The organism is Caballeronia sp. SBC1, from assembly GCF_011493005.1.
Lineage (GTDB): Bacteria > Pseudomonadota > Gammaproteobacteria > Burkholderiales > Burkholderiaceae > Caballeronia.
In genome coordinates, this window is sequence record NZ_CP049157.1 from 146,983 (window position 1) to 168,307 (window position 21,325).

Annotated in this window: 20 protein-coding genes; 8 read left to right on the forward strand and 12 right to left on the reverse strand. The window is 59.7% G+C overall.

The genetic code is table 11. The features are described from left to right. Positions 1-16: 16 nt before the first annotated feature. The 4 genes from SBC1_RS18560 to SBC1_RS18575 all read left to right on the forward strand — a co-directional run bounded on the left by SBC1_RS18560 (position 17) and on the right by SBC1_RS18575 (position 2,414). Positions 17-412, forward strand: a complete 396-nt coding sequence (locus tag SBC1_RS18560; protein WP_165099793.1) for a GFA family protein — start codon at positions 17-19, stop codon at positions 410-412. 86 nt (positions 413-498) lie between these two features. Next, the gene (locus tag SBC1_RS18565) at positions 499-1,008 is read left to right on the forward strand and encodes a DUF1697 domain-containing protein (protein ID WP_165099789.1); all 510 of its coding nucleotides are present in this window, start codon (positions 499-501) and stop codon (positions 1,006-1,008) included. A 55-nt stretch (positions 1,009-1,063) separates the two neighbouring features. Then, a complete protein-coding gene (locus SBC1_RS18570; RefSeq protein ID WP_165099784.1) occupies positions 1,064-1,459 on the forward strand; it encodes a polyketide cyclase in 396 nt (131 codons plus the stop codon). 94 nt (positions 1,460-1,553) lie between these two features. After that, positions 1,554-2,414: a class I SAM-dependent methyltransferase gene (locus tag SBC1_RS18575; protein WP_165099763.1), complete on the forward strand. Its 861-nt coding sequence runs from the start codon at positions 1,554-1,556 to the stop codon at positions 2,412-2,414. Between the two features lie 221 nt (positions 2,415-2,635). On the opposite strand, the gene SBC1_RS18580 is transcribed toward SBC1_RS18575, so the two are convergent. After that, a complete protein-coding gene (locus SBC1_RS18580; RefSeq protein ID WP_165099756.1) occupies positions 2,636-4,195 on the reverse strand; it encodes an FAD-dependent monooxygenase in 1,560 nt (519 codons plus the stop codon). Between the two features lie 466 nt (positions 4,196-4,661). Between SBC1_RS18580 and SBC1_RS18585 the strand changes: the two genes are divergently transcribed. Together SBC1_RS18585 and SBC1_RS18590 are read left to right on the forward strand one after the other, a co-directional pair. Further along, positions 4,662-5,465, forward strand: a complete 804-nt coding sequence (locus SBC1_RS18585) for a hypothetical protein (protein ID WP_165099751.1) — start codon at positions 4,662-4,664, stop codon at positions 5,463-5,465. 241 nt (positions 5,466-5,706) lie between these two features. Then, positions 5,707-6,750, forward strand: coding sequence for a rod shape-determining protein (locus SBC1_RS18590; protein WP_165099746.1), 1,044 nt, complete (start codon positions 5,707-5,709; stop codon positions 6,748-6,750). Positions 6,751-7,102: 352 nt separating this feature from the next. Here SBC1_RS18590 and SBC1_RS18595 read toward each other — a convergent pair whose 3' ends face one another. Both SBC1_RS18595 and SBC1_RS18600 read right to left on the reverse strand, forming a co-directional pair. Continuing rightward, positions 7,103-7,504, reverse strand: coding sequence for a VOC family protein (locus SBC1_RS18595; RefSeq protein ID WP_165099739.1), 402 nt, complete (start codon positions 7,502-7,504; stop codon positions 7,103-7,105). 325 nt (positions 7,505-7,829) lie between these two features. Continuing rightward, positions 7,830-8,345, reverse strand: a complete 516-nt coding sequence (locus tag SBC1_RS18600) for a TetR/AcrR family transcriptional regulator (protein ID WP_371826759.1) — start codon at positions 8,343-8,345, stop codon at positions 7,830-7,832. A gap of 335 nt (positions 8,346-8,680) precedes the next feature. Between SBC1_RS18600 and SBC1_RS18605 the strand changes: the two genes are divergently transcribed. Continuing rightward, positions 8,681-10,267, forward strand: coding sequence for an inorganic phosphate transporter (locus tag SBC1_RS18605; protein WP_165099727.1), 1,587 nt, complete (start codon positions 8,681-8,683; stop codon positions 10,265-10,267). 141 nt (positions 10,268-10,408) lie between these two features. Here SBC1_RS18605 and proX read toward each other — a convergent pair whose 3' ends face one another. The 9 genes from proX to SBC1_RS18650 form a co-directional block, all read right to left on the reverse strand. After that, complete coding sequence (proX, locus tag SBC1_RS18610) at positions 10,409-11,455, reverse strand: glycine betaine/L-proline ABC transporter substrate-binding protein ProX (RefSeq protein WP_165099722.1); 1,047 nt, start codon at positions 11,453-11,455, stop codon at positions 10,409-10,411. A 105-nt stretch (positions 11,456-11,560) separates the two neighbouring features. After that, on the reverse strand, positions 11,561-12,511 hold the full coding sequence (locus tag SBC1_RS18615; RefSeq protein ID WP_165099712.1) for a proline/glycine betaine ABC transporter permease: 951 nt from the start codon (positions 12,509-12,511) through the stop codon (positions 11,561-11,563). Further along, positions 12,501-13,685 (reverse strand): glycine betaine/L-proline ABC transporter ATP-binding protein, encoded by a 1,185-nt coding sequence (locus SBC1_RS18620; RefSeq protein ID WP_165099709.1) that lies wholly within the window; start codon positions 13,683-13,685, stop codon positions 12,501-12,503. Before SBC1_RS18620 ends, SBC1_RS18615 begins: the two co-directional genes overlap by 11 nt. After that, a complete protein-coding gene (locus SBC1_RS18625) occupies positions 13,682-14,038 on the reverse strand; it encodes an NIPSNAP family protein (protein ID WP_165099705.1) in 357 nt (118 codons plus the stop codon). The genes SBC1_RS18620 and SBC1_RS18625 overlap by 4 nt, the downstream gene beginning before the upstream one ends. Beyond that, entirely contained in the window at positions 14,035-14,892 is an 858-nt protein-coding gene (locus SBC1_RS18630; protein ID WP_165099699.1) for an alpha/beta fold hydrolase, read from the reverse strand. Before SBC1_RS18630 ends, SBC1_RS18625 begins: the two co-directional genes overlap by 4 nt. Before the next feature lie 3 nt (positions 14,893-14,895). Further along, a complete protein-coding gene (locus SBC1_RS18635) occupies positions 14,896-15,996 on the reverse strand; it encodes an LLM class flavin-dependent oxidoreductase (protein WP_165099697.1) in 1,101 nt (366 codons plus the stop codon). A 41-nt stretch (positions 15,997-16,037) separates the two neighbouring features. After that, positions 16,038-17,549, reverse strand: a complete 1,512-nt coding sequence (locus SBC1_RS18640; protein ID WP_165101541.1) for an aldehyde dehydrogenase — start codon at positions 17,547-17,549, stop codon at positions 16,038-16,040. A 16-nt stretch (positions 17,550-17,565) separates the two neighbouring features. Next, entirely contained in the window at positions 17,566-18,558 is a 993-nt protein-coding gene (locus SBC1_RS18645) for a flavin reductase (RefSeq protein ID WP_165099691.1), read from the reverse strand. 92 nt (positions 18,559-18,650) lie between these two features. Then, positions 18,651-20,480 (reverse strand): helix-turn-helix domain-containing protein, encoded by a 1,830-nt coding sequence (locus SBC1_RS18650; protein ID WP_165099681.1) that lies wholly within the window; start codon positions 20,478-20,480, stop codon positions 18,651-18,653. A gap of 158 nt (positions 20,481-20,638) precedes the next feature. On the opposite strand from SBC1_RS18650, the gene SBC1_RS18655 reads away from it, so the two are divergent. Then, entirely contained in the window at positions 20,639-21,229 is a 591-nt protein-coding gene (locus tag SBC1_RS18655) for an amino acid synthesis family protein (protein WP_165099677.1), read from the forward strand. Positions 21,230-21,325 lie beyond the last annotated feature (96 nt).

Below are 21,325 nucleotides of genomic sequence, written 5' to 3' on the forward strand. Positions count from 1 at the left end.
ACTGGGACAGGTAACCATGAAGGGAAGCTGTTTGTGTGGAGCGATTCGCTATGAGGCGGCGGCACTTTCGTCGCCCATCTCGCACTGCCATTGCCAAACGTGCCAGAAGGCTCACGCCAGCGCGTACGCAACAACGGCGCGAGTGTTGCGGAAAGACTTTCGCTGGACGTCGGGCGCAAGTTTGTTGCGCAGCTTCGAGTCTTCTCCGGGCAAGCTCCGTCATTTCTGTTCCGTCTGCGGCACCCAACTTATTGCTGAGCGGCCGGAACAAGCTCACATCATTCTGCGGATTCCCACGCTCGACGAAGATCCTGGCGTAACGCCCGCCATGCATATCTGGACTTCACACGACCAACCCTGGACGACTGAAAACAGCGACATACCAAGGTATTCCGAATGGCCGACCGCATAGTAAGCGGGAGACGCCGACCGATACCATCCGGTTTAGTCGGCTTACGGTACAGAGCCATGTAGATGAAATGGCAATAGAATAGTTGGATGACTACTTACGCCGCTCTCTTGCGGGCCGTGAACGTTGGCGGCACCGGCAAGCTCCCCATGTCCGAACTTCGCGCGATGTGCGCCTCCGTTGGTTTTTCCAATGTGCGCACGTATATTGCCAGCGGCAACGTTGTGTTCGAAAGCAAGCTTTCGGAAGTATCCGTGAAATCGAAGCTGGAGCGTTGTCTTGAGACTTATGCCGGCAAGCCGGTAGGGATTCTGATCCGTTCGGGCGCTGAGCTAGCGGCAGTTCTTGCCAACAATCCCTTCAGCTCAGCGGCGCCGAATCAAACCGTCGCAATCTTTCTCGACGCACCGCCTCCCGCAGATGTGCTGGATAGTGTGAGTGGTCAGCGAACAGAAGAAATCGCACTCGGGACACGCGAGATTTACGTGCACTACAAAGACGGAATAGCCCGTTCAAAACTTAAAATCCCGGTCGCCGGGACTGGAACCGCTCGCAACATGAATACCGTGGCCACGCTTGTCGAATGGACGGCAGCGTAGATGGGTTGTCATGGCTTGGATTACAGAATCCCGGCGTGTTTCGCGGAGTGAATCAATGCTGGAAGCAATAACCATAAGCGTCTCTATCGATCGCGATTGGCAAGACCTGTACAACGCGATATGGCGTCCTGAAGCGTTCCAGAGTTGGGCGTCGGGACTGGCCGATTCGACGCTCGAAGAGTGCGGCGATCACTGGAAAGCGCACGGCCCGGAAGGAAGCGTGACCATTCGATTCACCGGGCACAATCCGTTTGGCGTAATGGATCATTACGTTCGCCTGAGCACCGGCGAGGAAATCTACGTGCCGCTGCGCGTATTTCAAAATGGCGCCGGAGCCGAGGTAGCGTTCACGTTGTTTCGGCAACCGGGTATGTCGGCTGAAAAATTCGAAGCAGACGCGGCCTGGGTGCGACGCGATCTGGCCGCGCTTTGTGCGCAGTTTTCTTCCTGATTGCCAGCTTCCGATTAAATGGCGGCGTCAGGGTCCGATCAGTAACGTGCAGCTCGCGGCTTCAGACGAAGACGAACCAACGAGATGGAAAGTCATGAACGACAAGCCAGATGCAGCGCCCGACAGCACAGCAGCGAGAGTCGCCTTGTGGCGCGCTCTGCATCTTGAGGCCGACCTGCCGCCGCACGTGCTGGAAGACGAAATCGGCCTGAAGCTGCTGGCCCCGGACAAGGACTGGCGCAGCCGCGGAGACATGGACCCGCAGTTCACTCGCCCCTTTCGCGCCTCAATAGTGGCTCGTGCCCGCTTCATTGAGGATCTGGTCGTGGAACAGGCCGGCCACGGGCTTGGTCAGTATGTGATCCTCGGCGCCGGCCTCGACAGCTTCGCACAGCGCAGGCCAGAGGTCGCATCCCGCCTCCGGGTGTTCGAGATTGATCAGCCAGGGCCTCAGGCGTGGAAGCGTCAACGTCTGATCGAGCTCGGCTTCGGCGTCCCGGAGTGGCTGCGCTTCGTGCCAGTCGATTTCGAGGCAGGAGAGGCTTGGGCGGAAAAGCTCGCGACCGCCGGCTTCGATGAAAGCAAGCCGGCAATCGTGGTCTCCACAGGCGTCAGCATGTATCTCACCAAAGAGGCGAACATGGCTACGCTGCGCCAGGTCGCGGCCCTCGCGCGAGGATCGACGCTCGCGATGACATTCCTGCTCCCGCTGGAGATGGCAGACCCCGAGATACGTCCCGGGCTTGAGATGGCGGCGAAGGGAGCGCGAGCAAGCGGGACACCGTTCCTCAGCTTTTTCACGCCGCAGGAGATCCTGACACTTGCCCGCGAAGCTGGCTTTAGAGAAGCGCGGCACGTCTCGGCGACCGATCTTTCCGGGCGCTACTTCGCGGGCAGGACAGACGGTCTGCGTCCGCCAAATAACGCGGAAGAGCTGCTGGTAGCAAATACGTAGCAGTCCGCACGTGTTGGCATGACCGCGCGCATGAGCGTTTCATTTTGAAAGCTGCAATAGAAGTCATCCCGGGTCGAAGCGCGGTTCAGGATCGAGCTTGTGCCGATCGCTGACAGGCAAAGGCCGGCCACCTACGACCGCTCGCCAACACTCGCAGTTCGTCAACTGATTGACGTTTTCGCCCGGAAAGCGGCCCTTCCTATGTTGTTATCAACCAGGCATTAGGCGGATTCACCCGCATCCTCAGGTGCGCCGAACCATCGCGATAAGGCCTGGGCAGTCTCCTTGTCGTCAGGGGCGGCTTCACTCGCCCAGGCGACGAACCCGTCAGGACGCACCAGTACAGCGCGCAAACCCAGCCGGTCCCTGACGTCGCCTGCGACATAGCTGACCCGGCCTCGCCAACGGCTCGCAAGCGCCTGAAGCGATGCGCCTGTATCGAAGTCCAGGAAGAGGCCTTTCCCTTCGCGCAGAAGGCTGCCAACCTTCGTTCCGTCGACCAGTTCGAAATCAGGCACGCTGCGGCCCGCCAAGGGATGACTGCTGCCAAGATCGTAGCGCAGCGAAATACCCCACACGCGCTCAGCGAAATACGTCGCGCCATCGCGGGTCTCGATTAGATCCCGCATGATGGCTTCGAGCGCGCGCGTGCTTTGGGTTGGTCGCATGAGTGCGACTTGCGCGCGCGACCAGTCGAGAACGCGTGCTCCTACGGGTTGTCGCTCCAGCTGATAGCTGTCGAGTAGACCGGCCGGCGCGACGCCACGGATCGTGGATGCCAGCTTCCAGCCTAGGTTCATCGCGTCTCCGAGCCCGAGGTTGAGTCCTTGACCGCCCAAAGGAGAATGGATGTGCGCGGCATCGCCCGCGAGCAGCACACGCCCTTTGCGATACGTTGTCACCTGGTAGGCGCGATCTGTCCAGGTGGTAGCGAGCCGAAGGTTTTTCAGGGTGATTTCTGTGCCGGACACGCGGCGCAAGACCGCCTGCACACGCTCCAGCGTGATCGGCTGGATCCGGTGAAAAGCGCCGCCGTCGAATTCCACCATCGCGATCGTGCCGGGCTTCGCGTAGGTGTACATGCCGCTCGACGTATAGTGCCGGCCGGCGCGGAGCGCTTCCGGGTCGGCGATCTCGACTTCGACGGAATAGCCGGTGAACTCAGGATCGGTGCCGACGAAATCGAATCCGCCCGCCTTGCGAATCGCACTTCGGCCACCGTCGCAACCGACGAGCCAGCGTCCGCGAAAAGTCTCCCCGCCAGCGAGAACGGTCACATCTTCGTCTGACGCGTGAAATTCGTCAGCGCTGAAGCCACGCCGAATGTCGGCCCCCATCGCGCACGCTCGGCGGCCCAGGACTGTTTCGAGCGTCTCCAATGCGACTGCCATGCTGGTGTCGGCCGGGCTTGGCAAGCGATACGGCCACTTCGAGGTGTCGATGTCGTCGTGATAGAACTGGATGCCCGCAAAATGGCCGGCTGGCCGGCGCGGCTGTTGCATCCAGTGTGCGGTCTTCTTACCCTTGTCTTCGGCATCATTCGCACGCTGAGCCGCGACTATCTCGTCAAGCAACCCACGACGGTAGAGCGCTTCAATTGTGGGCGTTGAAAGACCGCGCATTCCAAATGGAAGGCGCTTCAAGGGGGAGTGTGGGTCTTCGGATTGCTCCAGCACCAGGACCGATAAGTCCAACAGGCGCAGCTCGCAGGCGAGAAACAGGCCGACGGGGCCGCCTCCGGCAATTACAACGTCATAGATATCTTGATGATGCTTGTGCATGAACTACTCCTATGTCGATGTCCGACCGGAGCGTTCTTCAGAATGAGAACCACACGGACGAACGTTCGGACGCCTGGGGGCGTCACATGTTCGTCGTGGGGATCTTATGCACGAAGCCAAAGACCAGAGCTTTCGTTACCGAAAGGACTTGGGCTTACCAAACCAAGTCTGCCTTTTCCGACGCAGCTTTATAACATTCTGATCATGAGGCCGCAACAAGCAGCGACGGTCCAACAGGCATAGACCGCCCCATCAACCTGACACCTGAACTTGAAGTGCGGGGAGGCTGACAGGGTCAAACGGGTTCAAACGGATTGATGCCGGCCGATCGCGCGGGGCCCCTCTGAGCCAGCAACACGTCACCCGGCGTGATTCGAAACGGCCGATCCATAGGTTTCAGCGATCGCCAAGCCCTCCAGAGGACAATCGTCTACTTGGAACTATACTGAGGCACTTGGAGGGTTCAATGGCAGATCATGACCGACTACATCCACTACGTCCGCTCCTGAAAAATTGGATTTGGGAGCATGGTCGGATTGGGACCCGCTATCTCGACTGCGTCGATGGCGAAATCAAGTTCGATGAAGGCAAGAAATCGCATTTCGCAGCCGAGAACTATATCTATGTAGCTCTTGATAAAGACGCTAAAGACGATCCATCCGCGGATGGTCCTTCGATCCAGGACGCGGGTCTTGCCCGGTTTTTGCGGGCGGCGCAATTAGGCACGCCAGAGGAAGCCGGTTCTGTAGCGGAAGTTCAGCGCGCGGTGCAGGATTGCGTGGAGCTCGGCCTGTTTAGCGCCTATCAACTGGAGGCTCGGGAGGCATTGGCCCGCTATGCGCAGGAGGCCATGTTCGACGACGAGATCCGCGCGGCGGTTGTAGAAGACATCCGGCGTATTTACACCGGCATGCGGGAGCAACTGGCGCTGTACGATTTCAGCGTGCTTTACGGCTTGCCCACGCCGCTGCTGATCAGCGAGACGCCCTTCATCGACTGGCGCGTGCGCGCCACTCCGGGACTTCCGTTTGTATCGCTTCCGTTGGGACCTTACTGCCTGCTGGTAGGCGCGGTATCGGGCAGAAAAAGCCGGATCGGCCCGGTGGTCTGGAAGGCCGCCTCGGCGATGGGCCCATTGAAGGACCACAACCGCCTGATCGCGCAGCACGCACGCCTGTGGCTGGTGGCAACTACGGATGACCAGCTCGTCGCGGCGCAAAGCCGCCTTGCCGCAGCCATGGGCTCCAGGCAAGAGGATGCGAAGCCCTGATCGCTGGAGCCAGCCATTGCTGACAGACGGCCGATCCGTTGCAGCGCGGCTATGCTGGATGGCCGGATCTCATCTACGGCCAGCCCCGCCATCTCCAGGCATGCAGGTCGTGGTCGACAATACCGTGCGTGCTACGCTGCGGCTCCGTTCCCCCGAAACTGTTACCCTGTCCGTTCCCGACCGCAGCTTGGTCGCACGTGGCGGAGCCAAGCGCTTGGCGTCAAGCAACACAGGATTTTGAATGTTCGGTTTTCTGCGCAGTTATTTTTCCAACGACCTGGCGATCGATCTCGGCACCTCGAATACGCTGATCTACATGCGTGGCAAGGGTATCGTCCTTGACGAACCCTCGGTCGTGTCAATTCGTCAGGAAGGCGGCCCGAATGCCAAAAAAACCATTCTGGCCGTGGGCAAGGAAGCCAAGCAAATGCTCGGCAAGGTGCCCGGCAACATTGAAGCCATCCGCCCGATGAAGGACGGCGTGATCGCCGACTTCAGCATTACCGAGCAAATGATCAAACGCTTTATCCGGATGGCCCACGAACCCCGCATGTTGGCACCATCGCCGCGGATTGTTGTATGCGTGCCCTGCGGATCCACCCAGGTCGAGCGACGTGCAATCAAGGAGGCCGCGCATAGCGCCGGAGCCTCGCAGGTCTACCTGATCGAAGAACCCATGGCGGCCGCAACCGGTGCCGGTCTGCCTGTGTCCGAGGCGACCGGCTCCATGGTGGTCGACATCGGCGGTGGCACCACCGAAGTCGGCGTCATTGCACTTGGCGGCATTGTGTACAAGGGTTCCGTGCGCGTTGGCGGCGACAAATTCGATGACGCGATCGTCAACTATATCCGCCGCAACTACGGCATGCTGATTGGTGAGCAGACCGCTGAAGCGATCAAGAAGCAGATAGGCTCCGCGTTCCCCGGCTCGGAAGTCCTGGAAATGGAAGTGAGGGGCCGCAACATGTCCGAAGGTATACCGCGTAGCTTCACGGTATCCAGCAATGAGATCCTCGAAGCCCTCTCCGATCCGCTGAACCAGATAGTCTCGGCAGTCAAAATCGCGCTCGAAAACACGCCACCGGAACTTGGCGCCGACATTGCCGAGCGCGGCATCATGCTCGCGGGCGGCGGTGCACTGCTGCGAGATCTCGACCGCCTGCTGGCTGAAGAGACCGGCTTGCCGGTGCTCGTCGCTGAAGCCCCCCTGACGTGCGTCGTGCGTGGCTCGGGCATGGCGCTCGAACGCATGGACAAATTCGGCAGCGTCTTCTCGTACGAATGAAGGTGGAGGAGCAGTCGCTCTTACAACTACTGCTTGCGAATCTTCAAGCGATTGCGCCTCCAGCGGTCGATCAGTTCCCGTCACCGTTCACCTTGACGATCTGACCGTTGATCTCGTCGCTCGCGAGGCTTGCAGATCATGTTATGTAATCCTTATCTTTTTGAGTTCCTACATCTTTTGATCGCCATTATCAGAGTCATCGCGTTTTGGTGCCGAACAAACTATTCAGCTTGACCGCGCGATCGTCGGCTATGGTCGATAAAGCGCCTATGGCGGCATTGATACGCCAAAGCCGGAGTGTTGAGCTCCACTTGATGGAGGCATATGTTTCGGATGCTATTCACATCTCCTTTTAGAACAGCTTTTGCCATTGATCCTGTTTGTGCATATCTGCGCGGGTGTTGACCTCGATCAGGACGCCACCAGGCGAGCGGCAAAAGAACCGCGAGCCACGCGAGTTGTTAAAGACCTCCGTTTCCATGCGAACGCCGCCCTCCAGAAATTCCTTATACAGGGTATGGACATCATCCAGGCTCTCGAGCTCCAGGCCGAAGTGGAAGTTTTTGGGCCAAACTGGCACCTCCTCCGTGACGTGGTCCAGAACGATGTCAAAACCATCCCGTTTGAGCAGGCAGCTCTCTCCAGCGGCGACGATCTCGCAGCCGAGGTATTTCTCGAAAAATGCAGCCGTTTCGGCTACGTTGGTAGTGGGAAAGCTCAGGTGGTTCAGCTTTGCTTCTTTATGAAGATTCATGATCGATCTCGCGGAAAGGTTGAAATGCGCCGTAGAGGGAACGGTCACCGATCGGACCGCTATGCGGTTGTGCCGATCGTGCGATGTTCCACAGGGTCTATTTTGCGAGTAATTGCTCGACTTTAAAACTCGCATTAGACCGTGCACCCGCCTTGGCCCACAGCCCAGAAATGACGGGGGTTTTAGGCATGTGCCACAGCAACGTATGAACGATTGCTCGCATTTCCAAAGCCGCCCGAACAGCTCTCGCTATCTCGGAACCAGGATGCACGCGGTGGTGACTCGACGACTCCTGAAGACGTTCTTCCGCAGCCCGGAAAGGCGCCTATTTGCGGGCTCGCGCCTTTCCGGGTTGACGATCCACAATCCCCAAGTATCCGAATAAGGCACGGCTGACACGGCTTTCCAGATCTCGTCGATCCGTTTCACCGCGCTCTCCCGCTGCGTCCACCATGGCGCGAACGACCACGATAAGGTCGTCAGCCGCGGTCTCCATGTTTAGCTGCGCTGGAATGTCCTCACGGGTCAGAATCTGCCGAATCACCTCGCGGAAAGCAGCCTTCGATGTCGCCAGTTCATTGGCAATGGCGGGACGGTTTTCCTCGAAGTCGAGTGCGCGTGCAAGCGCAGGACGACGCAGTTGCTGGTGGACCGAGACGGTAATCAGGTGCCTCAATGCCCCCTGACCCGTGGGTTCGCTCAATGCGCCTGCAGCCTCTGCAAAGAACACGGCCCCTTCCCTCTTGCTAAGGGCAACAATAAGCGCGTCCTTGTTGGGAAAGTATTGATACAGCGAGCCGACGCCAACGCCCGCGCGCTGCGCGACGAGATTGGTATTCATCCCGTCCATCCCCTTCGTTTCGAGCACGCGGGCCGCTGCCTCCAGAATCGTGGCAACGGTTTGTTCGGCACGGGATTGCTGTGGAATCTTTCGCGGCTTTAATGATTGACGCTTATTCGTCGTCACGATCCGACCTGTTAGAAAGCGAGTATTAGCTCGGATTCTACAGCGGAACGGATGAATGTTTACCCCATCAGCAAGGGACACGGCCGGTTAGTTAGCAGCATGTTTAAAAACAATAGACAGGTATCCGAAATATAAATGCAATAAATCCTTCACTGAGCCATTTGAAGGCTAGTTGTACGATAGCAGTCCTGCAGTCACGGGAAATGATCATGCCAGATCTCATGTTTCCTCAGACAAGTGCGGTCAGCGAGCGTGCTCGTAGCGCGAGTCTGGCAATCTTCCTGCTGATCATCGCCATTGGCGTCGCTTACGTCGCCGTTCATCTGGTCATAGATCTCGAGCCGGTTCAACAAAGCTCTGCATTCCCTTACGTCCTGCTCGGGTTCGCGCTGCTGATCGCGCTTGGCTTCGAGTTCGTCAATGGTTTTCACGACACAGCGAATGCCGTGGCCACCGTTATCTACACTCACTCGCTAACACCGAATCTCGCCGTGCTTTGGTCGGGCGCGTGGAATTTTGCGGGCGTCATGGTTTCCAGCGGCGCGGTAGCGTTCGGGATTGTGCAGTTGCTCCCCGTCGAACTGATTTTGCAGGTGGGCGGGCACGCGGGTTTCGCCATGGTGTTTGCGCTATTAATTGCGGCGATCGTCTGGAACCTGGCAACCTGGTATTTCGGACTCCCCTCCTCCAGTTCGCATACCTTGATTGGTTCGATCATAGGCGTCGGCCTGATGAATCAGCTGATGCGCGGTCCCTCCGGCACCAGCGGGGTCGACTGGGCGCAGGCGGTCGGTGTCGGAAAGTCACTGCTGTTTTCGCCGATTGTCGGTTTTTTGCTCGCGGGGCTGCTTCTGCTGATACTCAAGGCCGTGGTGCGCGTCCCCGCGCTCTATGCGGAACCAGTCGGGAACAAGCCACCTCCGCTCTGGATTCGCGGCGTGCTGATCCTGACCTGTACAGGAGTCTCCTTCGCCCATGGATCGAACGATGGGCAGAAGGGTATGGGCCTGATCATGCTGATCCTCATTGGCACGGTGCCGACAGCTTATGCTCTGAACAAAGCAGTCACTCCCGCGCAAACGCAGACTTTCGTGAACGCTGCACACCAGGCATCCGCCGTGTTCGGCAAGTACGCTCCGAGCTCCGCCACTTCCGCGAACCCTCGCGCGGATGTCGAAACATATGTGCGGACCCGTCAGATGACGCAGGCAACGCTGCCGGCGATAAAACAACTGACCGACACCGTGGCCCAGCAGGTCACAACAGCGGGGTCGATCAGCACCGTTCCGCCAAGCCTGGTCGACAATGTCCGCAACAGCATGTATGTGGTGTCGGAAGCAATTCGTCTGATGGAAGCGTCAAAGCAGCCTGCCTTCACGGCCGACGACCTGACCACTATCAATGCCTACAACCTGCAACTTAATCACGCGACCAAATTCATCCCCACATGGGTCAAGGTCGCGGTTGCCATTGCACTGGGACTCGGCACGATGGTCGGCTGGAAGCGGATTGTCGTGACGGTCGGCGAAAAAATCGGCAAGCAGCACTTGACCTATGGTCAGGGCGCATCGGCAGAGGTGGTCGCAATGCTGACCATCGGAGCCGCGGATCTATACGGACTCCCGGTATCGACCACGCACATACTGACGTCGGGCGTCGCGGGCACGATGGCAGCGAATGGATCGGGCCTCCAATGGAACACCCTGAGAAGCCTGGTGCTGGCCTGGGTGCTGACGCTGCCGGCGTCCATTGCGTTGGCCGGGGCGCTCTATTGGATTTTTCGGGCGATCGCCTGAAGCACATAGGCCGCGCACGTTTCCATTCATTCCCGGTGGCGACGCACGCGGGCTTGGGCCGTCGAGTCTTTGCTGTATGTGCCATGGTGCATGCGCTGAACTGAACCGAACGACGCACCGGACGGCATCGACACTACCGTGTTATCGCGCCTTGCTCGCCGTTGCAACCCACTGTTCAAATTGCGGTTTGTTGCCCGCGAGCCAATCGTCGGCGAGCTTCGTGATCTGCGTAGACGAACCACCGTTCTTACTGATTGCATACTCCCATTGCGACCACGTTGCGACAGGGAATTTGATCTGTTCGATCAGCAACTTGATTGCGGGATTGGCGGCGATGAACTCCTTGTTCGCCACGGAATCGAAGTTCCATGACGACATCGCCATGCGGCAGGGGTCAGCACCGCCAGCACAGCCTTCCACTCCTTTCACAAGGGCCGTTCCCTTGTTGGGCACATTGGGCGGCAAGGCATCCGCGGGCGTAGGCAGCCATACCACGTCCTTTCCCGGAACCAGTGCGTTCGTTGCCCAGGACGGACTCCAGGCGTAGAAAAACGCGGGCTTGCCTTCCTTCACGCGCGTAACTGCATCTACCATCAACGCCTCGTATTTGCCGCGCACGGCATGGACGGTTTGCTTGAGCCCGAATTTATCGAGTTGGTAGTCCACTACGTCACCGCAACTCCAGCCCGGGTCGCAACTGATCAGTTCCGCACGCCCGTCGCTGCCGAACAGCCCCGCTATCTTGGGATCCTTCAACTGCTCAAGACTAGTGATGTTGTACGCAAGCGCAGTCTTCCTGTCGATGACATAGCCATTGATGCCGCCGCCTACAATCATGCCGCTGCCGACTATTTGCGCCTGCTTCTCAACAGCTTGAAAACCTGGCTCGCGCTGCGGGAAATTTACATCGGTCGCCAGATCCTCGTCCCCCTGCGCCGCAGCCTGGAAGAACAGCGTGGTGTTCATCGTGCTCAGCTTCACGTCGTAGCCGAGCGCCTTCATTGCTTTCATCACGATCTGTGCCGCGACATAATTCCCGCCAAGGCTGTCGCCTTGCGCGTAGTGAATCGTCTTGCCATCGCCGGGCAGCGTTGGCGTGGTCTGCGTGGCTGCAACCACCCTCGCCGATGTCAGGCCGACAACTGCGACAGCTGCGAGTGCGCTTACTGCCCGGACAAATGATCTCATCAATGCTCCTCTTTCGTGATCGTTCGATCGTCTGGTTTTCAAACCAGACGCGCTTTGTGTATGTTTACTTAGTTTTACTAATATCACCCGATTTCCGATACGTCATTACAGGGCTTTTTCCGCATCGCGGGCCGTGTCTGGCGCCGTGCCCCGTGGAATTCGTCCACCCCGGATAAACCTCGCCAGCACCGGCAGAAGCGCGCTGCGGGTTCCGCCCTTCGACTGGGCCAACTTCTGGGTGATCCGGTCAAGCATCATTGCGAGGAGCACAATAGCGATACCGCCTATGGCCGCCTGGCCGACATCGAGACGTCCCAGCCCTTGAAGCACCACCAGGCCAAGGCCCTCGGCACCGATCATCGCGATCACTACGGACATCACCATGGCGGTGAGCACGGTCTGGTTGAGACCGCCAAGGATGGTCGGGATTGCCAGCGGCAACTGCACCTCCCAAAGAAGCTGACGCTTGTCTGCTCCGAAAGCGAGACCCGCTTCAACAATCTCATGGTCGACCATGCGAATCCCGAGGTGAGTGAAGCGGATGAGCGGCGGCATGGCCGTGATGACGACCGCGACCTCGCCCGGTACCGTACCCACGCCAAAGAGCATCACCACCGGCACGAGATACACAAACGTCGGTGTGGTCTGCATGATGTCCAGCACCGGACGGACGATCCGCCAGACGCGGTCGCTGCGCGCACACCAAATGCCGATCGGAATGCCGATCACCGCGCAGAACACAATTGCGGTTGCGATCAGCGAGAGCGTTGTGATGGCTTGAGCCCAGACGCCCAGCATCGCAATCACGATCAGCCCCACTACGGTGAACGCAGCGACCCCAAGGCTCGCCAACCGCCACGCGAGCAGGAACATCAACAACAACATGAGCGGGAACGGGATCGCGTGAAGCACGCTGTCGTTGAAGTGCAATAGCCGTTCGACGGGCCATTTGATGAGCAGAAAAAACGGGCGCAGGTTGAGCGCGATCCATTGCACACCGTGCTGAATCCAATCGCCGACCGGCAGCACTGCAAGATCATCGGCTTTAATTAACATGGCGTACTCCCGCGGCGCTCGGAGCGCCAATGCCGGCAAGAATCTGCCCGGCTTCCAGACGGCCTATCAGCCGGCCGGTGTCGTCTATGACGCCGATCGTTCCACCGGCGCGATAACTGCCGGCGACGTCGACAAGCTTGGTATGAGCGGGTACGCAGGTGAAGCGGGTGTCCGGCCGGGGCATCGAGCCGCCGCGTGCCAGTTCGATCCCGGACGCCGTCACGGTGCCGAGGATGCGCTCATCGGCGTCGAGCATGAAACCCGGTCCCGGTTCGCCGGAAGCGTCGCCCAGCACGATCCCGGCCGGGCCGCGCAGGATGGTCACGAGCGACGTCATCACCGAACCTGCATCGAACAGTCTTCCGCGGTCGACTTCACGGGTGAACGCAGCGACGTAATCACTGCCCGGTTCAAGCACGATCGATTGCGGCGTGCCTTCACGCACAAGCCGTCCCTCCGACATGATGGCAATGCGCGAGCCGAGCTTGAGCGCTTCCTGGAAGTCATGTGTGATGAACAGGATGGTCTTGCTTAACGTGCGCTGCAGGCGCAACAACTCGTCCTGCATCTCGGTGCGGATCAGCGGGTCCAGCGCGCTGAACGCTTCGTCCATGATGAGGATGTCGGCATCGGTGGCAAGCGCACGCGCCAGGCCAACGCGTTGACGCATCCCGCCGCTCAGTTCATGCGGCATGTGGTATCCCCAGCGCGCGAGGCCGACAACGCTCAGCACTTCCTCGGCGCGCTTGCGCCGCTCGGGGGCCGACATGCCGCGCAGCTTCAACCCGAACTCGACGTTTTCGATAACCCGTCTGTTCGGCAGCAACGCGAAATGCTGAAAGACCATGGAGATCCGATTGCGCCGCACATCACGCAAACCGGCTTCGTCGAGCGTGCAGATGTCCTCGTCGTCCAGCAGGATCTTCCCGGCGCTCGGTTCGTTGAGCCGATTAATGCAGCGTGCCAGCGTGGACTTGCCCGAACCCGACAGTCCCATGATCATGTACATCGCACCCGACGGCACACTCAGGGAAACGTCGTCGAGACCGACGACCTGGCCCAGCGTCTCCTGCACCTCCGACTTGGTTTTCCCGGCGTTCAGCATTGCCAACGCCCTCTCCGGCTTGTCCGTGAACACCTTGTACAAGTGCTCGATCTTCAAGCGCTCGGTCATAGCCTCTTCTCCTCTTGAGAGCCGGCGGAACGGGACAGATGCTGCAACGGTGAAAAGTCCGTGGGCACGAGAATCCTGTTTTCCGCCTGCTCGATGTTCTCTGACAGCTTGGGCAGGAAAGCCTGCCATCTTGGATCGTCCGCCAGTTGCTGACGGCGGCGCGCCCGGTCCTGAAGGTCTGCGTAAGCCCACAAATGCGTCACCTGGCTCAAGGGGCCGATATCGGTCGTGAAATACCCTACGAGACCACCAAGGATGGGCTGCTGGATCGCCAACCCTTCCTCGCGCACAAGTTGAAGATAACGGCCCATGCGGCCGTTCTTGATCCGATAGATCCGCTCTTCGACAATCATCGGCCCGTCTCCTCACGCATCTGCTTATCTTCACCCGCCAGAAAGCGACGCATCATTGTCGCGACGAGATCCGGCGCTTCGATCAGGATCGAATGCCGCAGGGCGGGCAGGATCTCTAGTTGCGAACCGGGGATGCATTGGTGCATGAAGTTAGCCATGCGCGGATTGGAACCCTGATCCTCCTCTCCGGTCGCGATCAGGGTCGGTACGCTGATCTGATCGATAAGACCGCCGAAGTCCGTTTGTGCCAGCACGCGATAGGCGGACGCGTAGCAGTCGGGATCGTTCTCGGCGTTGCGCTGGCGCATGCGCGCGACCAGCTCCGGATTACGCTCCTGAAACCCTTCGGTAAGCCACCGCGACAACGACGCATCGTAGTGCGAGCCCCGGTCGCCGGCTTGCAGCGCAGCAAGCCGCGCTGCGACCCGCTCACGCTCCTCGGACGTACGGCCAGCTACCGTGGCCAGCAACACGAGCTTCCGAAGGCGCTGTGCGTGCGTGAGCGCCAGCCGCTGCGCAATCAGGCCACCGAGCGAGAAACCGGCGAGATCGAATTGCGCAAAGCCGACATGGTCAGCGAGCGCCAGCACGTCACCGACGAAATCATCGATCTCGTAGCGCCCCTTGATCAGCGATGAGCGCCCATGACCACGCAGATCCAGCGTCAGGATGCGGAAAATGTCGCCAAGTTTTGCGGCAACGCCTTCCCACGCTTCGAGGCTCGAACCCACGCCGTGAATGCAGACCAGTGAGCGCGAACCCTCCCCCTGAAGCCGATAATTCAGCACCACGCCACGGCTGGTGAACGTGCGGTCACCCACCATTTGCGTCGTTGAAGTCCTGGCGGCGTCCATGGCTCAGTACCCCGCAGCCGCGGCGCTCGGCTCGCCCTGCGAATCCCGTTTGAGTTCAGCATCGCGGGCGGCAAAATGCGGCATCACTTCATCGATAAAGAGGCGCAGCGTCTTGACCTGCAGCTCGAACGGCAGATTGAACGAGAGGCCCAGGCAGTATTGATCGACGCCCTGGTCCTCGTAAATCTGCAGCTTCCTGATCACTTCGTCCGGCGTGCCGAACATCAGGTTGTCGCGAATGTTGACGGGGTCGTAGTTGGCGCGATTTGCCACTGTTTCGTAAGGCACGGGCTCAGGGAAACCGTCGGTGACGGTGCCAATGTTCTGCATCAGGTTCTCGAAGGTGCGGCCGTAATCCACGCTGTGTCGCACAGCGGTTTGCCAGTCATCAGGGCGATCGTATACGCAGGTGCGCCGCTGCATCATGAAGCGCGGGCGCGCACGCTCGGGATGGTCGGCCACCGCCTTGCGGAATTTTTCGCCGAGCACCACGACTTCAGCCGGTGGCGCGGACAACGGTGTAGACAAGATGTTCGCACCAATACCCACGGCCCAGTCGAAACTGCCGGGGTCACGCGTGGCAACCCAAATAGGCGGATGCGGCTGCTGCAATGGCTTGGGCACGGACGTCGCAAGCGGAAATTTCCAGTAGTGGCCATCATGCGCATAATCGCCGGCCCAGAGCTTCTGCACGGCCGGCACGAGCTCCTTCATATACCCTACGCCCTCCTGCTGAGGAATGCCGCCGGCCATGCGATCGAACTCGTACTGGTACGCACCGCGCGCAATCCCGAATTCGAGGCGTCCACCGGTCAGGTGATCGCACATGGCGGCTTCGCCTGCGAGCCGGATAGGGGACCAGTACGGCGCAACCAGCGTCGCCGTTCCGAGTCTGATGCGCTGCGTGTGCTGAGACAGCCAAGTCAGGATAGCGAACGGATTAGGCGAAACGGTGCATTCAATGGTGTGATGCTCGGCGGTCCAGAGCGTCTCGAACCCGCCTTCATCGGCTATGCGCGCCAGCGCAAGCATATTGGACATGGCGGTCGACATTGAATCCGTCGGCGAAAACCGCTCCATGCTGATTGAGATGGCAAATTTCATAATGGGTCTCTTGGCTTGGTTTTTTTGGCGAGGCGCGTGGCTTAGCGCAAACGAATAACGAACGGGTCTTGCATGGCGCCCGAGTAGTCGATCACGACGTTCTTCAGGCGCGAGAATTCACGCATCACTTCGAAGCCGCCACGACGCCCGTAACCGCTTCGCTTGGTGCCGCCGTTCGCGGACATATAAGCCGCCGAGCGATACGTGTTGACCCAGACCGTGCCCGCTTCAATGTCGCGTGCAAAGCGCAGCGCGCGGTCGATGTTCTGGGTCCAGATGCCCGCGGCCAAGCCGTATTCGGTATCGTTCGCGAGCGCGATGAGTTCCTCTTCCGTGTCGAACGGAACCACGCCCACAACCGGTCCGAAAATCTCCTCCTGCATGAAGCGCATCTCATTGCGAGCCTGCGTCATCACGGTCGGCTCGAAGTACCAGCCACGCGATAGCGCCGAGTCCTTCGGCTGGCCCCCGCCTATCGCGATCTTCGCGCCCTCGTTCACACCGGACGCAACGTAACCCACTACCTTATCGAGTTGACTGGCGAGGGCGAGCGGCCCGATATCCGTGTCGTCGGCCATTGGATGCCCTACCTTGACACGACGCGTACGCTCGACCAACGCCTCAACAAAGCGCTCATAGACTGGTGCTTCGACGAAACAGCGGGAACCCGCCACACAGGTTTGCCCGGCCGCCGCGAAGATGCCCGACACCACGCCGTTGACCGCGCGCTCCACATCGACATCCGAGAACACAACGTGCGGCGACTTGCCTCCCAGTTCCATCTGGCAGGGGACAAGATTTTCTGCCGCGTTGCCGGCGATCTTGCGACCGGTCACCGTGCTGCCGGTGAAGACGAATTTGGCGATGCCAGGATGGCGCGTGAGCGCATCGCCGGTGGTCATACCGTCGCCGGTGACCACGTTGAACACGCCCGGCGGAAACCCCGCCTCGATCGCCAGTTCAGCGAGCGCGAGCGTCGAAGCCGTCGCGTGTTCCGAAGGCTTTACGACTACTGTATTGCCTATCGCGAGACACGGCGCGAGCGTACCCGTCAGCATCATCAGCGGCGAATTCCACGGGATGATCATCCCCACCACGCCTATCGGTTCACGCAAATTGAAATTCAGCGTGTCGAGCTTGTTGACGGGAATCGTGTCGCCCTGAAGCTTGTCGGCCATCCCGGCGAAGTACAGATACGAGTCAGGGATAGCCCGCATCTGGGCACGCATTTCCTTGATGAGCTTGCCGTTGTCGCGGCATTCGATCAGCGCCAGTTCGTCCGCATTTGCGAGGACGAGATCTGCGAGACGGCGCACCAGTTTGCCGCGATCGGTTTGCGTGATCCGACGCCACGCCGGATTCTTCAGCGCCGCTTGCGCCGAACGCACGGCGGCGTCCACGTCCTCGGCATTCGCCTGCGCAAACTCATACCAGGGCTCGCCCGTCGTGGGGTCATAACTCGATACATACTGGCCGCTGCGTGGAGGTGTGAACTCTCCATGGATGAATAGATTCTGTCTCGACCCTTGCAAACTTTCGACTGTCGTTTTCATCATGTCCTTTCCAAATTCAAGGTTGCGGATGCTGCATCTGCGTGTGCATGTGTGGCTGTGCTGCGCTCACCATCGCGACACGGCCGCCGTCGTGTGAATCCATGTAAATGCCGAACCGTCCTCCTGCGCTCTCGGTCACATAGCGCCGCAGCATTCCGCGAATTTCCATCGTCGGAATGTCGTCGTACGGAAGCTGGTCGAGCGGGAAGAAACGGAAGTTCCCGGGGATCTCGCAGGCCGCACGCGGCAACGCGAGCCGGGCGCGGTAGATCAGGTAACCGGAGTCGCTGCCGGCTGCGTCGAAGACGGAATAGAGGAATGTGTCGTCGGGCAGCAATTCCAGATCGCCTCCTCCTGCAATAGGAAGCCGGCCATTGACGAGCCGATGTGGCGCGTTGGGTAACGTCCAGCCGTTCTTGCCATCGCTTGCCAGCAGCAGCGACCCTTCTGCCTCGATGAGATAGCCGACAATCATGTTGTGCGATGAGAGCCAGCCAGGCGGCAACGGATTCTTGACCTGCGCGTAGCGGCCGCGGCAAAAGCCTAGCGGCGCAGAGGGACTGGTTCCAAAGGCCTGGACCCGGCCGATGAGAATCGTGTGGTCCCCTGCATCCACCCGGTCATGGACCGTGCAGTCGAACCACGTCAGGCATTCCGTCAGCACCGGGGCGCCGGTGTGGACGCCGTCGTGGCTGACGGCCGCGAATTTATCGGCGGATTTGGAGGCGAACAGATTGGAGACGTCGGTCTGCGCTTCGTGCAGCAGATTGACAGCGAAGTGATCGGTGTCCTGAAAGACAGGAAAACTCGAGGCGCCCTTTCCTACGCATACGAGGAGAAGCGGCGGATCGAGCGACACCGACGTGAACGAGTTTGCCGTCATCCCGCGCGGGCGGCCTTCGGCGTCGCGGGTCGTGATGACCGTCACCCCCGTCACGAAGGTGCCGAACGCGCGGCGCAAGGCTACCGGATCAACGGCGACGGGTTTATCTGAAACTTCGGCTTGCATGTACTTCACCTCGAACGTCGTTACGTTGAGGTCTAAGTTAAGTCATGCAAAAAACGATTTCTTCCGCTGGACCGAAGGACATTCGAGGCTAATTAACCTCTCATTCGAGGTATCGACTTTGAGTGCTTCGCGGACGGTATGCTGCTCTCGACCAAGCTGTGCAGTTGCAACGCAAGTTCGATCGCGAAACGCTGCTCCGGCGTTTCGACCTGGATGCCAAACAGGTCCGAGATGCGCGACAGGCGATACCGCAAGGTCGTCACGTGAAGGTCCATCGCATCGGCGCAATGCTGACTGCGACAACCCGAGCGGACATAGGCAGCCAGGGTTTCGAGGTAAGCCGACTTGTGCTTCTTGTCGTGTTCCACTACCCGGCCTATGGCGCCGTCGATAAAGCTGCGCACATCGGCGGAGTCGGCTGCGCCGATCAGCATGGGCAACGGTCCGAAGTCGGGAACCGTCATCGCGCCCCGTCTGCCGAATGTGCGGGCAACCCGGATCATGCGCCAGCAGCGTTCCCATTCTTTCGCGATCGATTCGAGCCCTTCGCACGTATCGCCAACCACCACTATGGGTTCACTGCCAAACGAACGGAACAAGGTCTCGGAGACGCGCTGCGCCAATCGTGCGACCCGGTCCATCTCCATGCCCTCTTCCTGCGGCACGAGACACACCAGCGCCCCACCGACCGTCACGATGTGGACCGCAATATGTTGCTGCGCAGCAAGCAGTTCGACCGCGCGATGACCATCGACAGAAAGATCCGCAGACGCGTTCGTTCGATCCGGAAAATCGGTCACGAGCATGCGCATGGGGGACGCGAGTGATAGCCCGAGGCGGCGGGCGCGGCGCAGCATATCCTGCTCGTCGCGCCAGCGCCGCTCGACGATTTCGAAGAACAATTCGGTGAGCGTTCGCGTCTCGAAGCGAAAGCGTATGACGCTGCGCATCAACTGCACGCTCAGCGCAAACTTCGCACTTTCGATGAGGAGTTTCTGAAGATCGTTCGCGTCGGACTTGTCGAAGGTCAGCAGCGCGCCGACCGCTTCGTCGTCGACCATCAGCGATTCTATGCGGGCGTCGAGCGAGAGCCTGTCGCCGAGGTGCAGCGTGATTGTCTCGGCGCGCCGGGTGGTGACAGCGTCGCGGACTTCGCCGAGAATCTGACGCCCGGTCGCGCCCTCGAGCATGAGCCGCCATGCGGCATCGTCATGAACGCCCGGCACCGGCGATGCGGATGCAAGCAGGCTGCTCGCGAAGAAATCCAGAACGAGCACAGGCGCCTTAAGAAGATCGCCGAGCATAGCGGTGAGGGTTTCTGTGGAACCACCGGCCAGCACTTCCTGCAACAGCGAACCCTGAGCGCCGAGCACGTGGCGCAATTGCTCGGCTGCAGCAATCTGCGCGCGATGGCGATGCGCGCGTTCAATCGCAATTGCCCCCAGATGCACAATGATCCCCATGAATGCGAGGTCATCCGCGGACACGTCCACCACTTTGCGCGACGTGACGGACATGACCATGGGCCGCCCTTCTACATCAACGCTCGCCATGGGATAGATGAGTACGGTGCAATAGCCGCGCTCATGTGCTTCAAGCCGATATCCGGGGAATTCCACGGACTCACGCGCGTCGCGGATGTACACAGGCTCGAAGCGCTGCAGGGCAACAAGCGCAGGACTGGTCGCCAGTTCCCAGCGATCTCCTAGCGGGCGGCGCAGCATGGCGTTGGTCTCGTAACGCGCGGTGACCATCGCGAAACCGTGCGCCAGGTCCACGGTCATGATCGAGCCCAGGTCCCACGAGCCATGCCTGCATGCTGCCTGGATAAGATCCCGCAGCAATGTATCAAGGTCGCCGTCTGAGTTGATTTGGCTCGCGACATCACGTAGCGACACGATTCGCGACAGTTGATCTGGCATATCAGAGCATCCAAAAGTCTTATTTCAATATACGACATAACGTAGCAAAAAATAAAAGATTCATCCGCCGAAGGCGCGGAGGACTCACCCCATTCACATCGTTAGCATTCGGTATAGGACGACGAACCGCTAACCACGCTAACCAATGGAGTGCGCAAATGGAAACTGGGATTCGCAAGATCGCGACGTTTATTGAAGAGACCGTTATTGAAGGTGGCCGGGCAGCAGAGCGGCCCATTACGACGGTGGTCGTTGCAGCAATTGTTCGGAACCCGTGGGCAGGTCGGGGCTTCGTGGAAGACCTCCGGCCGGAGATCCTGCGAATTGCCCCTGTGCTGGGCGCCGAGTTGACACGCCGGCTTGTGGCCATCATGCCCGCCGATCGCGTCGAGGCGTATGGCAAGGCAGCTACCGTAGGTGTCAACGGTGAAATCGAGCACGGCTCGGCACTGATTCATACGCTTCGCTTTGGCAACATGTTCCGCGAGGCGGTCAACGGCACCGCATTTCTCAGCTTCACGAACACACGCTCCGGTCCCGGCGCACTCATCTCTGTCCCAATGATCCATAAGTCCGAAACGGGCAAGCGGTCGCACTTCATCACGGCGACGTTCCAGGTAGCGGATGCTCCCGGCCCGGATGAAATCCTGATCGCGATCGCTGCGGCAGATGGCGGCCGCGCTCATCCGCGCATTGCCGATCGCTTTCAGGACATGGCGGAGATGGAGGCTGAAAAAGCGGGCGCTTGACCAGCAGGATGTGCTGCCGGCCATGACTTGGACCGGCTTGATCCGACCCGACGCTTGACTGAGCCGGACCAAGTCCGCTTGCTGCGGCAAAGGTGC